General features: G+C 63.2%; 7 protein-coding genes. All 7 read right to left on the bottom strand.

Annotated elements, in window-relative coordinates; all coding sequences use genetic code 11:
- On the bottom strand, positions 1–404 hold a 404-nt coding region (locus CCOS865_RS07555), incomplete at its 3' end, for an IS110 family RNA-guided transposase (protein ID WP_119139442.1).
- Positions 405–583: 179 nt separating this feature from the next.
- Positions 584–2,197: an NAD(P)/FAD-dependent oxidoreductase gene (locus CCOS865_RS07550; protein ID WP_119139440.1), complete on the bottom strand. Its 1,614-nt coding sequence runs from the start codon at positions 2,195–2,197 to the stop codon at positions 584–586.
- A gap of 103 nt (positions 2,198–2,300) precedes the next feature.
- On the bottom strand, positions 2,301–2,975 hold the full coding sequence (locus tag CCOS865_RS07545) for a COG3650 family protein (protein ID WP_119139438.1): 675 nt from the start codon (positions 2,973–2,975) through the stop codon (positions 2,301–2,303).
- Between the two features lie 115 nt (positions 2,976–3,090).
- Complete coding sequence (locus tag CCOS865_RS07540; RefSeq protein WP_119139436.1) at positions 3,091–3,792, bottom strand: ABC transporter ATP-binding protein; 702 nt, start codon at positions 3,790–3,792, stop codon at positions 3,091–3,093.
- Complete coding sequence (gene livG, locus CCOS865_RS07535; RefSeq protein ID WP_119139434.1) at positions 3,792–4,559, bottom strand: high-affinity branched-chain amino acid ABC transporter ATP-binding protein LivG; 768 nt, start codon at positions 4,557–4,559, stop codon at positions 3,792–3,794. Before livG ends, CCOS865_RS07540 begins: the two co-directional genes overlap by 1 nt.
- Entirely contained in the window at positions 4,556–5,812 is a 1,257-nt protein-coding gene (locus CCOS865_RS07530; protein ID WP_119139432.1) for a high-affinity branched-chain amino acid ABC transporter permease LivM, read from the bottom strand. The genes livG and CCOS865_RS07530 overlap by 4 nt, the downstream gene beginning before the upstream one ends.
- Positions 5,809–6,732: a high-affinity branched-chain amino acid ABC transporter permease LivH gene (gene livH, locus CCOS865_RS07525; RefSeq protein ID WP_119139430.1), complete on the bottom strand. Its 924-nt coding sequence runs from the start codon at positions 6,730–6,732 to the stop codon at positions 5,809–5,811. Before livH ends, CCOS865_RS07530 begins: the two co-directional genes overlap by 4 nt.
- Between the last annotated feature and the right edge of the window lie 172 nt (positions 6,733–6,904).

The raw sequence follows: 6,904 nt of genomic DNA, 5'->3' as shown, positions 1-6,904 counted from the left end.
TTGGTGCGGTCGCGGATCAGCGATTCACGAATCCGGTGTGAGACTGAAAGCGTCTGCTGCTCCACAGTCTTGGCCGCGACGAAACGCATCGTTGGCCGAGAAGCGGCTTCGCAGATCGCTTGAGCGTCGACAAAATCGTTCTTGTTACTTTTGACGAAAGGTCGCACGAACTGAGGGGAAATCAGCTTGGCATCGTGCCCCGCAGCTTTCAGTTCACGCGCCAGGTAATGCGCTCCAGCGCAGGCTTCCATCACCACGGTGCATACCGGATGGTTGGAGAAAAAGCGCATTAATTGCTGTCGTGAGCACTTCTTGCGTAGCACTTCCCGGCCGGACCTATCCTGAGCATGCAGGTGGAAGGTGTGCTTGCCGATGTCGATGCCGACTAATGCCACTTCGCTCATGGTGATGATCTCCGGAGATAAAAACACCCTGCGCAAGCCTAGCCTGCGCAGAGTGCCGGGGTGACCATCTCATTAAGTGACCCGCCGTAAGGGCGGAAGGGGCCATCAGCGCCACCAAATGGAATGGATAAGCCCACAACCCACCAGCCCCACCCACAGCCCACATCAAGCGTTAAGCGTTAAGCGTTAAGCCCAAGAATATCCCGCGCCACCGCCTCGGCAATCCGAATCCCATCAACCCCAGCCGACAGAATCCCCCCCGCATACCCAGCACCTTCACCCGCCGGGAACAACCCCTTCAGGTTCACGCTCTGGTACGTCGCATCCCGCGTAATCCGCAGTGGCGACGACGTCCGCGTCTCGATCCCGGTCAACACCGCATCATGCAGGTTGTACCCCTTGATCTGCCGATCAAACGCCGGCAACGCCTCACGGATCGCCTCGATGGCAAACGCCGGCAGGCTCTCGGCCAGGTCCAGCAGCGTTACCCCAGGCTTGTACGAAGGCTCGACACTGCCCAACGCAGTCGACGCCCGGCCGGCCACGAAATCGCCCACCAACTGCGCCGGCGCCTGGTAATTGCTGCCACCCAGCACATACGCGTGAGCCTCGAGACGCTCCTGCAGCTCGATGCCCGCCAGCGGGCCACCCGGATAGTCGCGCTCAGGGTCGATGCCCACGACGATGCCCGAGTTGGCGTTGCGCTCGTTACGCGAGTACTGGCTCATGCCATTGGTCACCACCCGCCCAGGCTCGCTGGTCGCGGCTACCACGGTGCCGCCCGGGCACATGCAGAAGCTGTAGACCGAGCGGCCGTTCTTGGCGTGGTAGACCAGCTTGTAGTCGGCGGCGCCGAGCTTCGGGTGGCCGGCGTACTTGCCCAGGCGCGCCTTGTCGATCAAGGTCTGCGGGTGTTCGATGCGGAAACCGATCGAGAACGGCTTGGCCTCCATGAACACACCCTTGGCATGCAGCATGCGGAACGTGTCACGGGCGCTGTGGCCCAGGGCCAGGACCACATGGCGCGCGTGCAACTGCTCGCCGCTCTCCAGCACTACGCCGGTCAGCTGCTCACCGTCGACCAGCAGGTCGCTGACCTTCTGCTCGAAACGCACTTCACCGCCCAGGGCGATGATTTCTTCGCGCATGGTCTCGACCATGCCGGTCAGGCGGAAGGTGCCGATGTGCGGCTTGTTGATGTACAGGATCTCGTCCGGCGCACCGGCCCTGACGAACTCTTCCAGGACCTTGCGGCCGTGGTGCTGCGGGTCCTTGATCTGGCTGTACAGCTTGCCGTCGGAAAAGGTCCCGGCGCCGCCCTCACCGAACTGCACGTTGGACTCGGGGTTGAGCACGCTTTTACGCCACAGGCCCCAGGTGTCCTTGGTGCGCTGGCGGACTTCCTTGCCGCGTTCGAGGACGATCGGCTTGAAGCCCATTTGCGCCAGCAGCAGGCCGGCGAAGATCCCGCACGGGCCAAAGCCGACCACCAGCGGGCGCTGCTCGAGCTCGGCCGGCGCCTGGCCGACGTACTTGTAGCTGACGTCGGGGGCCACCGTGACGTTGTGGTCGTCGGCGAACTTCGCCAGCAGCTCGGCCTCGTTGCTGGCCTCAAGGTCGATGGTGTAGATGAACAGCAGCTCGCTGTTCTTCTTGCGCGCGTCATAGCTGCGCTTGAACAGGTTGAAGCCGAGCAGTTGCTCGTCGGCGATGCCCAGGCGCTGGACGATGGCCGCACGCAGGGCATCGTCGGGGTGGTCCAGGGGCAGCTTCAGTTCGGTGATTCGTAGCATGGCAAGGTCCAGTATCCCGGCCATGGGCGGCCGGCGGCTTCACGTAAACCGCCAAGTATAAGCTGTTCGCCGCCCCGACAGGCAGGATAAAAGCGCCCGGTGATCAGTTGTCGCGAGCACCGCCGTAGTAGCCGCAGCCTTGCAGGGTCTTGCCATCGATGCGCAGTTCGGCGCGCAGGTGGCGCACGGCGCCGGTGGCGCTGTCGACGCAGCGTTGCGGTGCGACCCACAGCTCGAGGTGCTGGCCGTTGGCTTCGCTGGACAGGTTGATGCCGCCGCCAGGCATCTGTTCTTCGAGGTAGGGCAGCGCCAAGGGCTCCTGGCCAACGCGGTTGAGGACCATGCCCTTGCCGCTGGCCTTGATGTCCCACTCCGGCTCGTGACCACTGGCGCGCAGGGTCAGCTGCTTGAAGTTGGGGTCTTCGCAGGCCTTGGTGGAGCCTTCCAGGCGGTACACGCGGCGCACGTCGAGCTGGCCATCGGTGTTGGCCTGCTTGGCGCCGGTGAGGCGTGCGCGGACATCGGCGAACAGCTTGTCGCCGGCACCGTCGGCCAGGCTCGAGGCTTCCTGCAGGATGCCGGTGGCGCCCGCGTCGTTGACCACGAAGTGGCGGGCCTCGGTGCAGGGCTTGAACAGCAGCTGACCGCCACTGGCGCTCAGTTCGCCCTGCATGCGCGTGGTGCCGACATCGAGGTCGGCCGGCTTGTCCGCCAGCATCTGGCAGCCGGCGAACAGGGGCAGCAGGGTGGCGAGCAGCAGGGGAGGGGTGAGGCGCATGGATGAAGCTCCGGGGTCGCAGCGGATGAAGTGGGCACGTTACCGAGCATGCTTGCGGATCACAATCAGATCCATGAAAAAAGGGCCCGAAGGCCCTTTTGTCATGCAGCGTCGATCAACCGCCGAGGTACGCTTCACGCACCTTCGGATCACTCAACAGTGCTTCCCCTGTGCCTTGCATCACCACGTGGCCGTTTTCCAGCACGTAGGCACGGTCGGCGATCTTCAGCGCCTGGTTGGCGTTCTGCTCGACCAGGAACACCGTCACACCGTCGCGGCGCAGCTGTTCGATGATGTCGAAGATCTGCTGGATGATGATCGGTGCCAGGCCCAGCGACGGCTCGTCGAGCAGCAGCAGCTTGGGTTTGCTCATCAAGGCGCGGCCGATGGCGAGCATCTGCTGCTCGCCGCCGGACATCGTCCCGCCGCGCTGCACATAGCGCTCCTTCAACCGCGGAAACAGCTCCAGGACCTTGTCCAGCTGCGCCTCATAGTCGCCCTTGTTGGTGAAGAAGCCACCCATGGCCAGGTTCTCTTCGACCGTCAGGCGGGCAAACACGCGGCGGCCCTCGGGGACCACGGCGATGCTCTTGCGCATGATCTGCGACGACGGCTGGCCGACCAGCTCTTCACCCAGGTACTTGATGCTGCCGCTGTGCGCCTGGGGCGAGCCGCAGAGGGTCATCAGCAGGGTCGACTTGCCGGCACCGTTGGCGCCGATCAAGGTGACGATCTCGCCCTGGTTGATTTCCACGTTGACGCCGTGCAGCGCCTGGATCTTGCCGTAGAAGGTGGAAACGTTTTCGAACTTGAGCATTACGCTTCCCCCAGGTAGGCCTTGATCACTTCAGGATTGCCGCGGATCTCCTCCGGCGTGCCATCGGCCAGGGGCGTGCCCTGGTTGATCACGACGATGTGGTCGGAGATGCTCATCACCAGCTTCATGTCGTGCTCGATCAGCAGCACGGTGACGTCGTGCGACTCACGCAGGTAGGCGATCAATGCCTTGAGGTCTTCGGTCTCGCGCGGGTTGAGGCCGGCGGCGGGTTCGTCGAGCATGATGATCCGTGGCTGGGTCATCATGCAGCGGGCGATTTCCAGGCGCCGTTGCTGGCCGTAGGCCAATGTGCCGGCGGTACGGTTGGCGAACTCGGTCAGGTTGACCTTGTCGAGCCAGTACTGGGCACGCTCCATCGCCTCGCGCTCGCTGCGGCGGAAGCCCGGGGTCTTGAACAGGCCCGCGAAGAAGTTGGTGTTCAAGTGCCGGTGCTGGGCGATCAGGAGGTTTTCCAGCGCGGTCATTTCCTTGAACAGGCGCACGTTCTGGAAGGTTCGCACCACGCCCTTGCGGGCGATCTGATGGCCGGCCAGGCCCTGGATCGGCTGGCCGTCGAGCAGGATGGTCCCGCCGCTCGGCTTGTAGAAACCGGTCAGGCAGTTGAACACCGTGGTCTTGCCGGCGCCGTTCGGGCCGATCAGCGCCACCACTTGTTTTTCCTTGACGGTCAGGGCCACGCCATTGACCGCCAACAAGCCGCCGAAGCGCATGCTCAGGCCGCTGACTTGCAGAATTTCGCGGCTCATCGACGCAGCTCCAAATGGGGACGTTGCATAGGCAGCAAGCCCTGCGGACGCCAGATCATCATCAACACCATCAGCGCACCGAACATCAGCATCCGGTATTCGCTGAACTCACGCATCAGCTCAGGCAGCAGGATCATCACGATGGCCGCGAGAATCACGCCCAGCTGAGAGCCCATGCCGCCGAGCACGACGATGGCGAGGATGATCGCCGACTCGATGAAGGTAAACGACTCCGGGGTCACCAGCCCTTGCCGTGCGGCGAAGAAGCTGCCGGCGAAACCGGCGAACGCAGCGCCCAGGGTGAACGCCGAGAGCTTGATCACGGTCGGGTTGAGGCCCAATGCGCGGCAGGCGATCTCGTCTTCACGCAAGGCTTCCCAGGCACGCCCGATCGGCATGCGCAGCAGCCGGTTGATGACGAACAGCGCAGCCAGGGCCAGCAGCAGGGCCACCAGGTAGAGGAAGATGACCTTGTTGATCGAGTTGTATTCCAGCCCGAAGAACTCGTGGAAGGTCTGCATCCCCTCGGCGGCGCGGCGCTCGAACGACAGGCCGAAGAAGGTCGGCTTGGGAATGTTGCTGATGCCGTTGGGGCCGCCGGTGAGGTCGGTGAGGTTACGCAGGAACAGCCGGATGATCTCGCCGAACCCGAGGGTCACGATGGCCAGGTAGTCACCGCGCAGACGCAACACCGGGAAGCCCAGCAGGAAGCCGAAGGTGGCCGCCATCAGGCCGGCGAGCGGCAGGCAGATCCAGAAGCTCAGCCCGTAGTAGTGCGACAGCATGGCGTAGCTGTAGGCGCCCACGGCATAGAAGCCGACGTAACCGAGGTCGAGCAGACCGGCCAGGCCGACCACGATGTTCAGGCCAAGGCCGAGCATCACGTAGATCAGGATCAGCGTGGCGATGTCGACCGCGCCGCGCGAGCCGAAGAACGGCCACACCAGGGCGACCACGATCAGGCCGAGGATGATCCAGCGCTGGGTCTTGGGCAGGGTCAGGAAGTTGCTCACCGCCGGCGAGATCAACTTGCGCTCGGAGCGGTTGCTGGTCAGCGCGCTCCACTGCTTGTCGAACAGCACCCGCAGGAACATCAGCACCGAACACACGGCGATCACCGTGAGGGTGAACGGGCCCTGGCTGTGGACGATCAGCCGGATGCCGTCGATGCTCAGTTTCAGGCCCAGCACCGGGAAGGCCACGGCCCAGACCAGCAAGGCGCTGAAGAACGCCTGTTTGATATTTTTGTTCATACTTTTTCAACCTCCGGACGGCCCAGGATGCCGGTCGGCCGGAACAGCAGCACGAGAACCAAGAGACCGAACGCCACCACATCCTTGTATTGGTCGCCGAAGATGTCGGCACCAAAGGCTTCGGCCACGCCCAGCACCAGCCCGCCGAGCATGGCGCCCGGGATACTGCCGATGCCGCCCAATACCGCCGCGGTAAAGGCCTTGAGGCCCACCAGGAAGCCGGCGTTGGGGTTGATCACGCCGTATTGCATGCTCAGCAACACGGCCGCCACCGCCGCCAGTGCGGCACCGATGACAAAGGTCAGGGCAATGATGTTGTTGGTGTTGATGCCCAGCAGGTTGGCCATCTTGATGTCCTCGGCACAGGCGCGGCAGGCGCGACCCAGGCGGGACCGGGAGATGAACAGGGTCAGCAGGGTCATGGCCACCAGGGTGACGACGAACACCAGGATCTGCATGTAGCTGATCAGGACTTCCTCCGCGCCGCCCGGGCCGAAGGAGATGCTCCCCGGGATCAGGTTGGGGATGGATTTGTCCTTGGAGTCCTGCGACAGCAAGACCGTGTTCTGCAGGAAGATCGACATGCCGATGGCGGAAATCAGCGGGATCAGGCGGTTGCTGTTGCGCAGGGGGCGGTAGGCAACGCGCTCGATACTGTAGCCATAGGCACTGGTGACGCAGATGGTGGCGATGAAGGCCACGGTCATCAGGATCGGCAGCGAATGAATGCCCATCATGGCCAGCCCGGCGAGGGCAATGAACGCCACGTAGGATCCGATCATGTACACCTCGCCGTGGGCGAAGTTGATCATGCCAATGATGCCGTACACCATCGTGTAACCGATGGCGATCAAGGCATAGGTGCTGCCGATGGTCAATCCATTAACCAGTTGTTGGAAGAAATGGTAGATCTCAGGCATTACAGCGCTCCTAAAAACCTGATTTGCATTCGCTGGCGGGGGGTAACCCGGCTCGCCTCGTGGTCTGTACACGATGGCAGGGCACGGCCAGTGAACCGCGGGTGACGGTTTTAAGATTTTCAGGTGGGTAGGCTGCCGGATCGCGGCAATCGGGCCCATGAACCTCGTAAAA

The organism is Pseudomonas reidholzensis, assembly GCF_900536025.1.
GTDB lineage: Bacteria > Pseudomonadota > Gammaproteobacteria > Pseudomonadales > Pseudomonadaceae > Aquipseudomonas > Aquipseudomonas reidholzensis.
The sequence above is the reverse complement of the archived record's forward strand: the minus strand, read 5'-3'. Positions and strand labels throughout refer to the sequence as shown.